Origin of the sequence: Lentzea indica, from assembly GCF_012184385.1 — a bacterium.
GTDB classification, from domain to species: Bacteria; Actinomycetota; Actinomycetes; order Mycobacteriales; family Pseudonocardiaceae; genus Lentzea; species Lentzea indica.
The window spans coordinates 1-13988 of sequence record NZ_VSRL01000236.1 but is presented as its reverse complement, the minus strand read 5'-3'; the positions used below and the strand labels follow the sequence as shown (position 1 = coordinate 13988).

Annotated in this window: 20 protein-coding genes; 15 read left to right on the top strand and 5 right to left on the bottom strand. The window is 68.4% G+C overall.

All coding sequences use genetic code 11. The annotated features are described in order from the left end of the window. Positions 1–234 precede the first annotated feature (234 nt). The 5 genes from FXN61_RS38970 to FXN61_RS38950 all read left to right on the top strand — a co-directional run bounded on the left by FXN61_RS38970 (position 235) and on the right by FXN61_RS38950 (position 2899). The gene (locus FXN61_RS38970) at positions 235–612 is read left to right on the top strand and encodes a helix-turn-helix domain-containing protein (protein ID WP_167978918.1); all 378 of its coding nucleotides are present in this window, start codon (positions 235–237) and stop codon (positions 610–612) included. A gap of 5 nt (positions 613–617) precedes the next feature. Continuing rightward, a complete protein-coding gene (locus FXN61_RS38965; RefSeq protein WP_246292590.1) occupies positions 618–1292 on the top strand; it encodes a RelA/SpoT AH/RIS domain-containing protein in 675 nt (224 codons plus the stop codon). A gap of 120 nt (positions 1293–1412) precedes the next feature. After that, on the top strand, positions 1413–1688 hold the full coding sequence (locus FXN61_RS38960; protein WP_167978920.1) for a DUF2516 family protein: 276 nt from the start codon (positions 1413–1415) through the stop codon (positions 1686–1688). Then, the gene (locus tag FXN61_RS38955) at positions 1685–2341 is read left to right on the top strand and encodes an alpha/beta fold hydrolase (RefSeq protein WP_167978917.1); all 657 of its coding nucleotides are present in this window, start codon (positions 1685–1687) and stop codon (positions 2339–2341) included. The genes FXN61_RS38960 and FXN61_RS38955 overlap by 4 nt, the downstream gene beginning before the upstream one ends. A 9-nt stretch (positions 2342–2350) precedes the next feature. Then, positions 2351–2899, top strand: coding sequence for a type 1 glutamine amidotransferase domain-containing protein (locus FXN61_RS38950; RefSeq protein ID WP_167978916.1), 549 nt, complete (start codon positions 2351–2353; stop codon positions 2897–2899). A gap of 30 nt (positions 2900–2929) precedes the next feature. Here the strand turns inward: FXN61_RS38950 and FXN61_RS38945 are convergent, their stop codons facing one another. After that, the gene (locus FXN61_RS38945) at positions 2930–3682 is read right to left on the bottom strand and encodes a MerR family transcriptional regulator (protein WP_167978915.1); all 753 of its coding nucleotides are present in this window, start codon (positions 3680–3682) and stop codon (positions 2930–2932) included. A gap of 203 nt (positions 3683–3885) precedes the next feature. On the opposite strand from FXN61_RS38945, the gene FXN61_RS38940 reads away from it, so the two are divergent. Both FXN61_RS38940 and FXN61_RS38935 read left to right on the top strand, forming a co-directional pair. Next, positions 3886–4434: a YbaK/EbsC family protein gene (locus FXN61_RS38940; RefSeq protein WP_167978914.1), complete on the top strand. Its 549-nt coding sequence runs from the start codon at positions 3886–3888 to the stop codon at positions 4432–4434. Between the two features lie 42 nt (positions 4435–4476). Next, complete coding sequence (locus tag FXN61_RS38935; RefSeq protein WP_167978913.1) at positions 4477–4902, top strand: hypothetical protein; 426 nt, start codon at positions 4477–4479, stop codon at positions 4900–4902. Between the two features lie 38 nt (positions 4903–4940). Here FXN61_RS38935 and FXN61_RS38930 read toward each other — a convergent pair whose 3' ends face one another. Continuing rightward, positions 4941–6008 (bottom strand): LOG family protein, encoded by a 1068-nt coding sequence (locus tag FXN61_RS38930; RefSeq protein WP_167978912.1) that lies wholly within the window; start codon positions 6006–6008, stop codon positions 4941–4943. 127 nt (positions 6009–6135) lie between these two features. Here FXN61_RS38930 and FXN61_RS38925 point away from each other — a divergent pair, with 127 nt between their 5' ends. The 8 genes from FXN61_RS38925 to FXN61_RS38890 all read left to right on the top strand — a co-directional run bounded on the left by FXN61_RS38925 (position 6136) and on the right by FXN61_RS38890 (position 11583). Then, on the top strand, positions 6136–7110 hold the full coding sequence (locus FXN61_RS38925) for an aminotransferase class III-fold pyridoxal phosphate-dependent enzyme (RefSeq protein WP_167978911.1): 975 nt from the start codon (positions 6136–6138) through the stop codon (positions 7108–7110). A gap of 54 nt (positions 7111–7164) precedes the next feature. Beyond that, a complete protein-coding gene (locus tag FXN61_RS38920; RefSeq protein ID WP_167978910.1) occupies positions 7165–7596 on the top strand; it encodes a hypothetical protein in 432 nt (143 codons plus the stop codon). Then, on the top strand, positions 7593–7997 hold the full coding sequence (locus tag FXN61_RS38915; RefSeq protein ID WP_167978909.1) for a hypothetical protein: 405 nt from the start codon (positions 7593–7595) through the stop codon (positions 7995–7997). The genes FXN61_RS38920 and FXN61_RS38915 overlap by 4 nt, the downstream gene beginning before the upstream one ends. 84 nt (positions 7998–8081) lie before the next feature. Next, a complete protein-coding gene (locus tag FXN61_RS38910; RefSeq protein WP_167978908.1) occupies positions 8082–8600 on the top strand; it encodes a putative T7SS-secreted protein in 519 nt (172 codons plus the stop codon). Beyond that, the gene (locus FXN61_RS38905) at positions 8597–9397 is read left to right on the top strand and encodes a hypothetical protein (RefSeq protein ID WP_167978907.1); all 801 of its coding nucleotides are present in this window, start codon (positions 8597–8599) and stop codon (positions 9395–9397) included. The genes FXN61_RS38910 and FXN61_RS38905 overlap by 4 nt, the downstream gene beginning before the upstream one ends. Before the next feature lie 149 nt (positions 9398–9546). Continuing rightward, the gene (locus FXN61_RS38900) at positions 9547–10749 is read left to right on the top strand and encodes a lipase family protein (RefSeq protein WP_167978906.1); all 1203 of its coding nucleotides are present in this window, start codon (positions 9547–9549) and stop codon (positions 10747–10749) included. Further along, positions 10736–11173: a hypothetical protein gene (locus FXN61_RS38895; RefSeq protein ID WP_167978905.1), complete on the top strand. Its 438-nt coding sequence runs from the start codon at positions 10736–10738 to the stop codon at positions 11171–11173. The genes FXN61_RS38900 and FXN61_RS38895 overlap by 14 nt, the downstream gene beginning before the upstream one ends. Beyond that, positions 11170–11583: a YbaB/EbfC family nucleoid-associated protein gene (locus tag FXN61_RS38890; RefSeq protein ID WP_167978904.1), complete on the top strand. Its 414-nt coding sequence runs from the start codon at positions 11170–11172 to the stop codon at positions 11581–11583. The genes FXN61_RS38895 and FXN61_RS38890 overlap by 4 nt, the downstream gene beginning before the upstream one ends. Positions 11584–11587: 4 nt before the next feature. Here FXN61_RS38890 and purU read toward each other — a convergent pair whose 3' ends face one another. The 3 genes from purU to FXN61_RS38875 all read right to left on the bottom strand — a co-directional run. Further along, a complete protein-coding gene (gene purU / locus FXN61_RS38885; protein ID WP_312878340.1) occupies positions 11588–12439 on the bottom strand; it encodes a formyltetrahydrofolate deformylase in 852 nt (283 codons plus the stop codon). Positions 12440–12476: 37 nt separating this feature from the next. Further along, positions 12477–13235: a maleylpyruvate isomerase family mycothiol-dependent enzyme gene (locus FXN61_RS38880; protein WP_188135962.1), complete on the bottom strand. Its 759-nt coding sequence runs from the start codon at positions 13233–13235 to the stop codon at positions 12477–12479. Next, a partial coding sequence (locus tag FXN61_RS38875) for a class I SAM-dependent methyltransferase (protein ID WP_246292588.1) occupies positions 13214–13988 on the bottom strand: 775 nt, incomplete at its 5' end. The genes FXN61_RS38880 and FXN61_RS38875, both read right to left, overlap by 22 nt.

Genomic DNA, 13988 nt, shown 5'->3' with positions numbered 1-13988 from the left:
CACCTCCCGGTAACCACCTCCCCATGCGGGTCGAAGCAGGAGAACGCGCATTCATGTACGACCTGAAGTCCAAGGCGACCGCCTACCTCCGCCACCTGGCCCAGGCATCGTCCATGTCATCCACAACGGTATCCCTGTGGCGGAGCACACGCAGAGACTTGCTAGCAGGGTGCTTGCAATAGCTAGCACTCGTCGCTAACGTAGTTGGTGGCACGAGGAACGGGAGCGGGAACAGTGGACAAGTCCATCGACAAAGCAGTCGCGGACCTCGGCCGCAACATCGGTGAGTACATCCGCGAGCAACGCAACACCGCCAAGATCTCCTTGCGGGAGCTGGCGAAGCAGGCGGGTGTCTCCAACCCCTACTTGAGCCAGATCGAGCGAGGACTGCGCAAGCCGTCCGCGGAGATCCTTCAGCAGATCGCCAAGGGGCTGCGCATCTCGGCCGAGGTGCTGTACGTCGAGGCCGGGATCCTCCAGCAGCGCGAAGGCGGTGCGTTGGCGGACGCCATCGTCGCCGCGACCGATCTGACCGAGCGGCAGAAGCAGGTGCTGCTCGACGTTTACGAATCTTTCAGGCGGGAGAACTCCGCCAAGAACAAGGAGGAATGATCCCCATGCCGAAGCTCACCCAGGACGACGTCCGCAAGGCCGCCGAGCAGGGCGCCCACGCCGCACGCCAGGCGCTGCTCGCCGCGCTCGGTGCCGGTGACCTCGCCGCCAAGGCGGTCGTCGAGGCCCTGAACAAGGCCAAGGAGCGCGCCGAGGAAGCCCGCACCCAGGCCCAGGACCTCCCGACCGAGCTCAAGGACCTGCGCGACAAGCTGCAGCCGGCCGAGCTCAAGAAGCTGGTCGACGCCTACACCGCCTCCGCGGTGAACCTGTACACCTACCTCGCTGAGCAGGGCGAGCAGACGCTCGAGCAGATCAAGGCCCAGCCGCAGGTCAAGCAGGCCGTGGAGCAGGTCGAGCACGCTGTCGAGGCCGCGCAGAAGCGCGCCGAGTCCGCAGCCTCCGACGCCCGCGAGCTCGCCGACGACGTGCTCGGCAAGGTGACCCGCCGCACCCGTTCGGTCGGCGAGAAGGTCGCCAACCAGGTCGAGGACGGCGCCGAGAAGCTGGCCGATGAGATCGTCGAGGCCGGTGGCGACGCCGCGCACGAGGTCCGCAGCACGACCCGCAAGGCCGCGAACCGCACCGCGCCGCGCAAGCCGGCGACGACGACCCGCAGCACCGGCACCACCGCTGCGGCCAAGAAGACGACGACGACCACGACGAACACCACCAAGTGAGTCGCTGAAAATCTCTGAAGAGGGGAGCAGGCCGATGGCCTGCTCCCCTCTTTTCGTACCGGCACGTAGTCTGGGTGCGTGTTCTACGTGCCGATCTTCAGCCTCTGGAACCTCGACGGGATCGTGTACTTCTTCGCCGACCTGGGGTTCAGCGTCGTCGGGCTGTTCGCGTTCTTCCACGCGCTCGCGCAGCGCGTGGATGCGTACACGGCGGCCGAGCGCATGACCAAACCCGCGTGGCTCGGCATCACCGGCGGTGGAGCGGCGGCGATTCTGCTGTTCCAGCCGTTCAGCTTCGGCTCGATCTTCTGGCTGGCCGGTCTCGTCGCGGTGCTCGTGTACATGGTGGACGTACGTCCCAAGCTGATCGAGGTCCAGCGCGGCCCCCGTTGGTGATCACTCACGAACACGGCTCCGGCTCACCGGTGACCCTGGTCGCCCACGGGCTCGGCGCCACCCCCGGTGAGGCGCGGATCCCCGCCTCCGGGCTGCCGGGTACCCGCGTCGTCGTGACGCTGCCGTCGCACGGTGACGCCCCGGACGCGCCGCCGGGGTACTGGGACTACGGCCGGATCGCGGCCGATCTTGCTTCGGTTCCCGCTGATCACGCCGTTGGCGTCTCTCTGGGCGCTGGCGCGTTGGTTCGCCTGCTGTCCCTCGAACCTGATCGTTTCCACCGCGTGGCGCTCCTGCTGCCCGCGGTTCTGGACCAGCCGCGGCAGCCGATCACGCTGCAGCAGCTCTCCGACCTGACCGTGGGTCCGCCCATCTACGTCGCCGAGCGGCGGGCTGCTCTGACCCGCCTGGAAGCCGCCGCCGAGCAGTTGCCGGGCCAGGTCGCCGTTGCCGATGCCTCGGTGCTGGCGGCCGTGACGGCTCCGGTGCTGGTCATCGGGGCTGTGGGCGACCCGCTGCACCCCGAGGACGCGGCGAAGGCGACGGCCGCGGCGTTCCCCAACGGCGAGCTGTGGCTGATCGACTCGCCCACGCCAATGATCACGCACCGCGCCGAGGTGCGGCACAGATTGGTCTCCTTCTTCGCCGGGTAGCCGAAGTGCATGGTTGAACAGAAGAAGATCGCATTCCTGGTCGACACGGAGGGCATCGAGCAGGTCGAGCTCACCGACCCGTGGACGCACGTCGAGAAGGCCGGCGGGGTGCCGCGCCTGCTCGCGCCGAAGCTCGGTGAGGTTCGTGGCTTCAACCACCTGACGCCTGCCGACGCGTTCCCGGTCGACACGACGTACGCCGATGCGGTGGCAGACGACTACGACGGTGCTGTCGTCCCAGGTGGCGTGGCCAACGCGGACTTCCTGCGCATGGACCCCGATGCCGTTCAGCTGGTGAAAACGCTGGTGGCGGCGGGCAAGCCGATCGCGGCGATCTGCCACGGGCCGTGGTTGCTGGTCGAGGCCAACGTGGTGCGCGGCAAGATGCTGACCTCGTTCCCGAGCCTGCAGACCGACATCCGCAACGCGGGCGGCGACTGGGCCGACGAGGAGGTCCGGGTGTGTGACATGAACGGGTGGACGCTCGTGACGTCTCGCAACCCCGATGACCTGCCGGCGTTCAACCGTGAAGCGTTGAAGGCGTTCGGGCTGGACTGAGTACCGGGATCTGCAGCTCCCGGTGCTCGTTTAGAGCCGCGTCTGCGCGTAGTGCGTCATCGCGTCGTGCATCCACTGAGCCGTGCCCTCGGCGTGGACGTCCAGCTGCGGCTTGAACTCGTCCTCCAGGTAGAGGCCTGCCAGGCCCGCGTAGGAGTCCTTGTTCGGCGTCCAGCTCAGGCAGATCCACCGGTGGTGGCGCTCGACCAGCTCGACCGCCTCGGGCGCGTCCACCGGCGTGTTCGCGGTGAACAGCTCCGTGGCGCGCGTGACGACGTCCTGCCACTCCTGCATGAAACTGTCGGCGTCCGCCTTCGTGGCGCCCTGCCAGCGCTTCTTGCCGCTGGCGATGTGCTCCTTGACGCCGTCGCCGAAGCGGTCGACCAGCTGCGCCTCGTACTCCTTCTGCTTGGCGGCGTCGAAGCCGTCGAACAGCTCTTCCATCTTCACCTCGTCCCCTCCTTCCAGTTCTTCGATCGTCCGCGCGACGGTGTTGGCGAGCCGGTCCAGCCGCTGCCGTTCGTCCTGCAGCCACCGGTGGTGGTTGCGCAGGATCGTCAGCTGGTCCGTGCCGTTCAACATGTCCGCGACCACGTCGAGGCCCAGGCCCAGGTCGCGCAGCAGCAGGATCTGCTGCAGGCGGTGCACCTGTTCCTTCTCGTAGTAGCGGTAGCCGTTGTCACCGATCCAGGCCGGTGGCAGTAGCCCGATCGAGTCGTAGTGCCGCAGCGTCCTGGACGTCACCTTCGACATCCTGGCCACCTGGGCGATCGACCAGGCCATTTCGATTCCCCCTTCGCGCTTGGTTTTGACGGTAGAGGTTGACGTAACGTCAAGGTCAAACGGAGTTTGGCAGGATGGTTGCGAATTCGCGCCGGTCGTCCGGTCGCCCCTTCGCCGCGATTCGGCGGAGCCCAATCGCGGCGAAGCGGTGGCCGGATGGCCGGCTACCAGGCGAATTCGCCGGAGTCTGCGGAGCAGCGACAATGAACACCGTGTGGACCATCGCTGGATCGTTGGAACCCGTCCCCGTCCTCTCGCGCCTCGATTTGGTGCCGGAACCGGTCGCGGCCGCGCTGAAGACCCTGGACGGCGCTGACCGCGTCGCCGTCTCACCGATCGACGCCTCACTGGCCGACACCGCCGAGTTCTGCGCGCACTACGGCTCGCCCCTCGAAGCCTCGGCGAACTGCGTGGTCGTCGCGGGCAAGCGCGGCGGCGAGATCCGTTATGCGGCCTGCATGGTGCTGGCGACCATGCGCGCGGACGTGAACGGTGTCATCCGCAAACGGCTCGACGCGCGCAAGGCGTCGTTCGCGCCGATGGACGAGGCCGTGGCGTTGACCGGCATGGAGTACGGCGGCATCACGCCCATCGGCGTGCCCGCAGGCTGGCCGATCCTGGTGTCGCCGGAGGTGGCCGCCGCCCCCGAACTGGTCGTGGGCAGCGGCATCCGCGGCAGCAAGATCCTCATCCCCGGCGACGTGCTGATGAAGCTGCCCGGCGCCGAGATCCTCGAGGACATGGCCCGCTGATCACCTGATTCGTTCGACAACAACCATGGGGGAACCACAGGCATGCGCAAGAGAATGTTGGCCGTCGCGTTGGCATCCGTTGCCGTCGCCGGCTTCTTGACGTCGGGCACGGCTTCCGCCGCGCCCGACTGGGAGATCAACTACGGCGTCGAGGGCACCCGGCCGTCGGATGTCGTGTGTGCCAACCAGATGGACAAGGCCTGGGTCTGCTACGAGCGGGACGCCGATCGTTGGTGGGTGCGGGACAACGCGCAGGACGGCATGTCCGCCCTGGTCCAGTGGTGGAACTACCGCGACGGCTCGCTGTACCGCCGCGGCCGGTGCATCAACAGCCACGGCGCGAGCACGTGGGCGTACTGCGACAAGGACTACGCCGAGACCAGCAAGCTGAACGGCATCCAGGGCGCCTGGGACCGGAGCTCTGGCGCCGAGCCCGTGTTCTACGAGCAGGTGTGGGGCTTCCAGTGATCTAGTGCCGTGACCGCCAAAGGCTGACGGCCACGGCACTAGACCTGGTACTTCACCAGCAGCTCGATCGCCTCGTCGACGTCGTCGGTGACGAGGATCCACTGCTCTGCCTCCCGGCCCGCCGCGAGCTTCTGCACCAGCGGCGCGGCCGGGACCTCGTCGGTCCAGAACGCCTTGCCCAGGAACACCATGGGCGCGGCGGGGCCGACGCTGGCGTAGTAGTTCTGCGTGAAGTCCTGGAAGACCTCCTGGACCGTGCCCGCCTTGCCCGGTGTGTAGACGATGCCGCCGGTCGCGACGGTCAGCAGGCCTTCCTCGCGCACCGAGTTCGCGAAGTACTTCGCGTGCAGCTCGCAGGCCGGGTTGGGCGGCTCGTGGCCGTAGAACCAGGTCGGGATGCCGATCGTGCGCGGCGTGGGGAAGCTGCGGATCTCGGGGAACGCCGCCAGCCAGCGGCCGATCGACTCGTCGTCGTGGCCGAACGAAGGTGCCTGCGCAATGGCGTCGAGGACGTCCTTGTCCGCCTCCCCGAGCCGGACTCCCAGCGGAACGGCCTCCATAGCGCCAGGTCCGCCACCGGTCAGCACCGTGAAGCCTGCCTGGCCGAGCGCCGCACCGAGCTCGACGGCGTTGCGGTAGCCGTCGGAGCCGCGGGCCAGCGCGTGGCCGCCCATGACCGCGACCGGTGAGCCCGTCAGCGTCTCGTCGAGCGCCTCGGTGATCGAGTGGTCGTGCAGGCGTTCCGCCAGCGCGTGCAGCGGGTCCGGATGGTGACCCTGCTGCTTGCTGTGCTTGTAGATCACCGCGTCCGGTGTGTCCGCGTACGACTTCGGGTTGGCCGGGTCGAAGCCCGCGAACAGCTCCTCTGGCGTGTAGAGCGAGGACCGGTACACCTCGTACGGCAGGTCGGGGATCACCGGGAAGATCAACGCCCCGGCGGCCTCCGCCCGTCGTTGCATGGTCTCGCTGAGGGTGCAGCCGAGCAGCAGTGCTCCGTCCAACGGCACCCGCACGTCCTCGCGAGTCAGGTCCAGCCCGATGATGACGGCTTTGCGCAGGTCAGACTCTGCCCGCAGCTGGTCGAGGTCGGTGATTTCGATCCGCACGAGAAAAAGCCTATGCCTCGGGCGAACCACCGTGCCGCGGAATCCGAATGAGTAGTGGGAACTGAGGTCCGCTCGCCATCCCGACGAGCGGCCGCGGGCCGCGCTGCCCAGGAAAGGTTCCCCCGCCATGGCTACCGAACAGCTGACCGGATGCGCCGCCCGTGGCGCCCGAGTGGTAGATCCCCACCGCGTCGAGTACCTGGACTGCGGCGGGTACGGAGTTCCTCTGCTCGGCCACGCCCACCCGGCGGTGGTGCAGGCCGTGGTCGGCCAGGTGCGCCGGCCGTCACTGCTGGACCGCCTGATGCTCGACCTGGTCACGCCCAACGGCCTCGACCACATCCACACCTTCCCGTCGGCCTCCGAGGCCGCCCAGTTCGCCGTCGCCCTGGCCCAGGCCAACGGCCGTCCCCGCGTGCTGACCACCGGCGACGTTCCGTACGGCGGCGTCGACTCGTTGCGTGCCGTTCTGGCTTCCGGGCCACCAGCCTGCGTGCTGGTCGAACCGGTCCGAGGCATCTCGTTCCCGCCGCCCGGCCACCTGAGTGCGATCGCCGAGGTGTGCCGGGACCAGGGCGCGCTGCTGGTCGTGGACGAAACGCGGTCCGGCCTGGGCCGACTCGGCGTGTGGTGGGGCGTCGACCTCGACGGCGTGACCCCGGACATCCTGCTGGTCGGCGAGGGCCTCTCCGGCGGCGTGCTCCCGATCGCCGCCGTCGTCGCCTCCGCCGAGGTCGAGGTGCCACTGTGGCGAGGCCCCGAAACCGTGTCGCCACTGGCCTCCGCCGCCGTCAACGCCTGCCTGCGCGTCACCGCCGCCGATGGCCTGATCGAGCGGGCCGCGGTGCTGGGCGACGAACTGCTGCTGGGACTGAGGGCAGCCGTCGCGGGCAAGGCCCACGCGTCCGGCCGAGGCCTGCTGCTCGGCGTCGAACTGCCGGACAGGCGGGCAGCCGACGTGTTCACCGGCGAGCTCCTGCGGGCGCGGGTGCTCGCCGACTTCCGCGGCAGGACGGTGAGCTTCACCCCGCCCGCTGTCATGACGGCCGCGGACGCCGGGTGGTTGATCGAGGCCGTCGGGAGGGCCGCGGCCAGGATCTGAGTTCGCCCGGCACGCACCGCTCACCCCTGCCAAGATCCATGGCGGGGGTGAGCGGTGCGTCTTTTCGTCGTAGTTGCGCTGACCGGTCTGGTGGCCGGGTGCGGCGTGCTGGAGAACTTCAACGCGGACATCAACGCGATCGGCAGGCAGATCGTCGCGGACTGGAAGGAACGCCCGGACGTCGCCGCCGCGCAGTTCGAGTACCGGCACGGCCTCGACCTCGGCGAACACATGACCGTCGAGGTCATGGTGCACGCAGACAAGATCACCGAGACGACCGTCGACGACCTGGTGGAGATCGCGAAACGCGACTACTGGCGCGGTACGTGGCGTGACGTCGGGACCAGCTACCTCGTCTACTCCACCGACGACCCGCCCTACGCGGACAAGCCGGGAGAGGCCGAACCGATCGCCCAGGGCAAGATCGAGTTCGACGGCGACCCCGCGGCCAGCTACGGCCCTCGACCGACGCAGCCGAGCAAATGAGGCGCCTCGCGCTCCTGGCGCTGCTGATGCTCACCGCGTGCGGCACCTCCGACGGCACCGTCGAGGACCTGGGCGACCGCATCGAGGCCGACCTGAAGGCGCACGACGGCGTCTCCGCGGTCGAGGTGAAGTACACGACCGGCATGGACCACCAGCAGTACCTCAACGTCACAGCGACCGTGCCGGACCGCGCGAAGGCCGACGAGGCCATGGAGATCATCCGGCGCGACTACTGGACCGGCATCGGCCGCCGGGTCGACTTCCGGGTCCGGTTCACCTCGCAGGCCGGATCCGAGGTTCTGACCAGCAACGACGTCAAGTTCAAGCTCGGTGACGTCGTGGAGATGGAACGCCGGTACGGCCCGCGTTCGGAAGCGGGCGAGCTCGAACCCGGCCGCTGAGTAGTTCCGCTCAACTTTCCCGGTACGGCGTGCGAGTTCTCTCCCCGTCATGGTTTGCTCACTGCGAGTGAACGGGGGCAAGGGGTGTACGGGAATCCGGACGAGCTGGACCGCATCGCGGGCGAGATCGAGAAGCGTGCCGAGTCGGTCCGCACGCGCGGCACTGACATGAACGACCGTGCGCGGACCATGCAGTGGCAGTCGGTGGCTGCCGACCGGTGCCGCGAGACCGTCGAAGGTGACAAGCGCAAGCTGTTCCAGGCGGCGGACGGCCTGGACGGTGCGGCGGCGGTGCTGCGCCGGCACGCTCAGGAAGTCCGCGAGATGATCGCCGCGATCAAGCGGATCGCGGAGGCCGTCACCGGCTGGTTCAAGAGCGCGATCGACACCTTCAACCGGGCCGTCGACGCGTTCAACAACGCCGTGAAGGACATCGCGAACGGCGTTGCCGACGCACTCGGCTTCGGTGGAGGTCAGCCGCCGCAACCGCCGCAGCCGCCGTGGAACGGCTGGAAGTGGGGCCCGGACAACCTGCCGCCGCACGGCGACAAGGCGTGGCTCGAGGTCGGCGAGTACATGCGCGGCCAGGGAGTGCCCACGTGACCCCGGCACCGCACCGCCTCGTGCTGTCCGCGGGCGAGTTCGCCTACCTGGTCGAGAAGACCGGCGTCGACCTCCCTCCGGACTGGATGCCGACCGGTGACGTCCAGATCGGCCCCGCGGAGGCCGGTCTCACCAAGAAGCGCGTCGTGACCGGCATTGGTCACGAGGCCGAGGTGCACCCGTCGGTGGAGCGCAACCTCCAGATCCTCGCCGGGCCCATGGTTCTGCTGGACACCATCGCGTCGATCGGCGCCAAGAGTTCGCACAGCGTCCACGCGGTCAACGGGCCGTTGGGCGCCTCGCTCTTCGCACTCGGCGACGGCGCGGTCGAGCTCTCCATGTTCGCGTCGGTGGACCTCGGCAAGGAACTGATCCGTGCTGTGCCGCAGGCGGACCCCGTGGGCACGAGCCTGGAGTCACGGCTGGGCGGTGCCGAGGACGCGGAACCCCTCCGCGGTCGGCTGCCGTTGGCCGCGTTGCAGGAGATGGGCGCGGCCAGGCTCTTCCGTGCCGCCGACCCGGACGCCCCCGCCGCCGTGGTGGCCGCGCTGAACCTCTCCGGTGACGAAGCATCGCTGGCGCGGAACGTGGCCGAACGGACCGACGGCGCCCTGCGCTGCCTGGTCATCTGGGCCAACGGGACGTCTCAGGTCAACTGGGTGCACACAGCGGGCGGCTGGAGCGTCCTCGACCCGGAACCGGACGGGTCTAGTCGCCGCATGGTGCGGATCGAGCCGGCACAACGTGAAGAGCTCGGCACCTGGGTGGCGCCGGCGGTGGCGGGAGCGCTGGCATGACCATCTCGAACATCCAGGTCGAAGGCGGCGCGGGCGGGACAGAGGCCAAGTACGACGACCTGGCGGCCATGGGCGACCTCACCAGCGACATCGCCGGAGACACCCTCAAGACCGCGGCCGCCGGGCACAAGTTCCTGGTCGAGCCGGACGTGCTGGCCTCGTCGCTGCTCAACCCCGGCGGAGTGGTCAAGTTCGAGGCGGCGATGGCGGTCGCGCTCGACGGGCCGAACGGTCTCACGGCCACATCCGCCGGTATCGGGCTGCGCGGCGAGGCGTTGAAGGCCACCCGGATCGCCTACGAGATGGCCGACGAGCTGGCCGCGAAGGGCCTGGACGCCGGCCGGTGGTTCGCGGGTCTCGCGGTGGCGACCAACCCGATTGGTGCCGCCCTGGTCGGAGGTGGCGCGATTGCCACTGACGTGTACCTGAACTACGACGGCAACTGGGAGAAGTGGCTGGTCGACCACCCTGGAATGGTCGACACCCTGATCGGCATGTCGCCGGGCATGCTCAGCGCTCTCGGCATCCCGGTCGACCTCGCCACCACGCTGGACCTGCTGGGTGCGACCTATGCGGACGGCGAGGCGGTGACCACGAGAGTCGGCGATCCGCACCACTACGGCGCGCCCGACAACCTGGAGGACCTGATGGAGGGCCTCGCGAAGCGAAACACCGGGATGGATGCAGGCGACACCGGACCGAGCAACATCGACGTCAAGATCATCAAGAACGCCAACGGCGATGTGACGGGCTATGTCGTGGACATCCCCGGCACCAAAAACTGGAACGCGCCTTGGGAGCCGCAGAGCGCAAACGACTCGGGCGTCAACGTGGACGCGATGGCGGGCAACAACACCGTGCTGCAGCAAGGTATCCAGGATGCGTTGCGCAAGGCGGGTGCGCATGACACCGGCGCTCCGGTGATGCTTGTCGGCCACAGCCAGGGTGGGATCGTTGCGGCACAGTCGACGAGCGACCTCATTTCCAACGGGTACAACGTGACGCACGTGGTCACCGCGGGCTCGCCGGTCGGCCGTATTGACGTTCCGTCCAACGTTCAGGTGCTGTCGCTGGAGAACCGCAACGACATCGTTCCGCACCTCGATGCCAGCGACAATCCGGACAGCCCGAACCGCACGACCGTAACATTCGACAATCAGACGGGCACGGTCGGCGGGAATCACAAGATCGAAGGCAACTACACCGGGGTGGCCGAACAACTCGACAACGGCTCCAATCCCTCGGTCAACCGGTTCAAGGAAAGCGCGGGCGCGTTCTTCAACGGCGATGACACCAACTCTGTGACGCAGAACTATCACGTCGCGAGGAAGGGCGTGAATGATCATCCGTAAGGTTTTGGCTGTTGTTTCCCTCATCTTCCTGCTGGCCGGGTGCAACGTCACCAACCAGTACTACGAGGAAGTCGAAGCGGTCGGCAAGCAGATCGTGGCCGACTGGCGGGAACTGCCGGAGGTCAAGGACGCCAGTTATGAATACCGGCACGGGCTGGATCAGGGACAGCTGCTCTTCGCATACGCGACCGTACCAGCGGCATCTGTCACGTCTGTTGCCGTGCAACTGGAGGAGATCGCTCGGCGTGACTACTGGCGAGGCACCTCGTTGGACGTGACGCTGTACGTCAGGATCTACTCCGATGCCAACCCTCCGGTGCAGGGCCAATCCAATCTCGACAAGATCGTCCACGACAAGCAGATCGAGTTCGATGATGCGGCCGAGCTGGAGAAGAAGTACGGCCCTCGCCCGAAGAAGAAATGAGCACCATGATGACTCCCGACGAATGGCTCGCCGACTTCGAAACCAAAACGGCCGAGCTCCAGCGCAACGCCGCCGCTTTCCGTCGCAACCTCGAATCATCGGGCACGACCGTGACGACCGAGGACAAGTCCGTCACCGTCACGGTCGCCCCGAACGGCGCCCTGCTCGACCTGAAGATCGAGGGCAACACCGAGCTGGCGACCAAGATCCTCGCCCTCACCAGGTCCGCCCGCGAGCAGGCCGCGACGAACGTGCTCGACGAGTTCCGCCAGGTCGCCGGCAGCCACGCCAACGAGCTGGACACAGACGTCTCGGTCCCCACGCCACCGGCACCAGAGCAGCAGAAGAAGGCCGCGCAGCCCGAAGAGGACTTCAGCGAGAAGACGGTCTACCGCAAGGAAAGCTGGTAGACGCTCAGAAGATCACCGTCTGGTTGCCGTGCACCAGAACGCGGTCCTCCAGGTGCCACCGCAGCCCGCGCGCCAGCACGACCTTCTCGATGTCGCGGCCCTTGCGGACCATGTCCGCGACCGAGTCGCCGTGGTGCACGCGCATCACGTCCTGCTCGATGATCGGGCCGGCGTCCAGGTCCGCCGTCACGTAGTGGCACGTGGCACCGACCAGCTTCACGCCGCGCCGGTGTGCCTGGTGGTACGGCCGGGCGCCGATGAACGACGGCAGGAAGCTGTGGTGGATGTTGATCGTACGGCCGGTCCAGGCCGCGCACAGCTCCGGCGGCAGGATCTGCATGAAGCGGGCCAGCACCACGGCGTGCGGGTCGTGCTTCTCCACCAGCTGGCGCAGCTGCGCGAACGCGGCCTGCTTGCCTTCCGGATCATTCGAAGGAAACGGCACGTGGTGGAACGGGATGCCGTGGGCGCGAGTGATGTCGCCGAGTTCCGGGTGGTTGCCGATGACGGCGGACACCTCGACGTCGAGCTCGCCGGTCGCGACGCGGGCCAGCAGGTCGTAGAGGCAGTGGCCTTCCTTCGACACCAGGATCACCACGCGCTTGCGGGAGCCTGTGTCGGTCACCGTCCACGTCGACTGCGCACCCAGGGACGCTGCCACGTCGGCGAAGCGGGCGCGCAGCTCGTCCGCGCTGAACGGCAGGGAGTCCGCGCGGACCTCCTGGCGCGTGAAGAACCAGCTCGTCTCGGGGTCGGTGTGGTACGCGGCCTCGACGATCCAGCCGCCGTTCTCCGCGAGGAACGACGAGATCCTCGCGATGATGCCGGTGCGGTCAGGGCAGCCGAAGGTGATCACATAGCGACGTTCAGGCGATGACACGCCGCAGAAGTATTCACGGCCTCGGGATCGCCGCCAACAGCGACTCGTCGCCCGACACGATCGCGTGGCTCGGGCGGCCCCACAGCCTGCGGTAGACCGCGTCGGCGGTGCCTGCGAGGGTGGCGTCGGAGTCGACGGCCGAGTCGTGCACGGCGGTGACGACCATCGGCTCGCCGGCGGTCAGCCGGGTGTCCCACGTGCGGCCGGCGTCGGCGGCGTGGACCAGGAGCCGGCCGGTGCCCTCGACGGCACGCCCCTTCTGCAGCTGGCGGGGGACCATCACGGTGAGGAACTCGTCGATGCCGTCCGCGGCGAACTCCGAGTCGAACAGCAGCGTCGGCACGTCGTGGCCGGTCGCGAGCTCCGCGTCCAGGCGGTGGATCGACGTCTCGTGCGCCTGCCTGCGTGCCCACCAGCCCGCGCGGTTGGTGCCGTCGAACGTCCAGGCTGGACGGTCCGGCGGCGTCTCGCGCAGCCGCGCGAGCAACACGCGCACCTGGCTGTCCCACCAGGCGAGCGCCTCGTCCCACTCCTTCGGCGGCTTCGACCACTCCGGCGGGCCCGCGTCGGGTGCGGTGACGATGGCCTGCGCCGCCCACGAGTGCACGGCCGCCTGATGCCGCACCAGGTCCAGTACTGTCCACTCAGGACAGGACGGAACCGCGGCGGCCGGGCCCGCCTTGACCGCGGCCGAACGCATCGACGAGGCCTGGGTCTCTATCCTGCGCGACGAAGTCCACGGAACCGACCTTACGGCGCCACGGCGGCCCATTCGAGCGAGATTTCACCGAGCCGCCAACGACGACGGTCGTCCACCACCGGCCAGCCGCGCGAGGCCAGCAACCGAGCCGACTCCACCCACCGTGCACGAGGCCCGAACGGCGCGAAGGGAGCCGCGGTGGCCCAGCACGCGTCCAGTTCGGCCAGCAACGCGTGCACGCGTTCGCCCGGCACGTTCTTGTGGATCAGCGCCTTGGGCAGCCGCTCGGCGAGGTCGGAAGGCACCTCGATCCCGGACGGCTTGCAGGCGAGCGTGAACGTCTGTGGCCCGTCCGCGTCCAAAGTCACCCACGTGCACCGGCGGCCGATCTCGTCGCAGGTGCCCTCGATGACCAACCCGCCGGGCGCCATCCGGGACAGCATCGTGTCCCACGCCTCGAACGCCTGCTCCTCGGTGTACTGCCGCAGCACGTTGAACGCGCGCAACAACACCGGCCGCGCGCCGGCCAGCTCGAAGCCACCGCGCCGGAAATCCAGCCACGGCGGGTCGGCCACGGCCTTGCCGGCATCGACCCGTTCCTGGTCGATCTCGAGCCCGAGCACACGCACATCAGGTCGAACCGTCCGGAGCCGCAACGCCATCTCGACGGTGGTGATCGGCGACGAGCCGTACCCGAGATCCACTACGAGCGGATCAGCCGCGTCCCTCAGAAAGCCGGACAGCGTCCCCGTCATCCACCGGTCGACCCGGCGCAGGCGGTTCGGGTTGGTCGTGCCGCGCGTCGGCAGGCCGAGCGCGCGGGCC

Bases quoted from the DNA above. Each gene is read 5' to 3' on its own strand.
- FXN61_RS38880 (WP_188135962.1), bottom strand. From the start codon at position 13,235: ATGGGCCGCCGTGGCGCCGTAAGGTCGGTTCCGTGGACTTCGTCGCGC.
- FXN61_RS38915 (WP_167978909.1), top strand. From the start codon at position 7,593: ATGAGGCGCCTCGCGCTCCTGGCGCTGCTGATGCTCACCGCGTGCGGC.
- FXN61_RS38890 (WP_167978904.1), top strand. From the start codon at position 11,170: ATGAGCACCATGATGACTCCCGACGAATGGCTCGCCGACTTCGAAACC.
- FXN61_RS38945 (WP_167978915.1), bottom strand. From the start codon at position 3,682: ATGGCCTGGTCGATCGCCCAGGTGGCCAGGATGTCGAAGGTGACGTCC.
- FXN61_RS38925 (WP_167978911.1), top strand. From the start codon at position 6,136: ATGGCTACCGAACAGCTGACCGGATGCGCCGCCCGTGGCGCCCGAGTG.
- FXN61_RS38895 (WP_167978905.1), top strand. From the start codon at position 10,736: ATGATCATCCGTAAGGTTTTGGCTGTTGTTTCCCTCATCTTCCTGCTG.
- FXN61_RS38965 (WP_246292590.1), top strand. From the start codon at position 618: ATGCCGAAGCTCACCCAGGACGACGTCCGCAAGGCCGCCGAGCAGGGC.
- FXN61_RS38935 (WP_167978913.1), top strand. From the start codon at position 4,477: ATGCGCAAGAGAATGTTGGCCGTCGCGTTGGCATCCGTTGCCGTCGCC.
- FXN61_RS38950 (WP_167978916.1), top strand. From the start codon at position 2,351: ATGGTTGAACAGAAGAAGATCGCATTCCTGGTCGACACGGAGGGCATC.
- FXN61_RS38940 (WP_167978914.1), top strand. From the start codon at position 3,886: ATGAACACCGTGTGGACCATCGCTGGATCGTTGGAACCCGTCCCCGTC.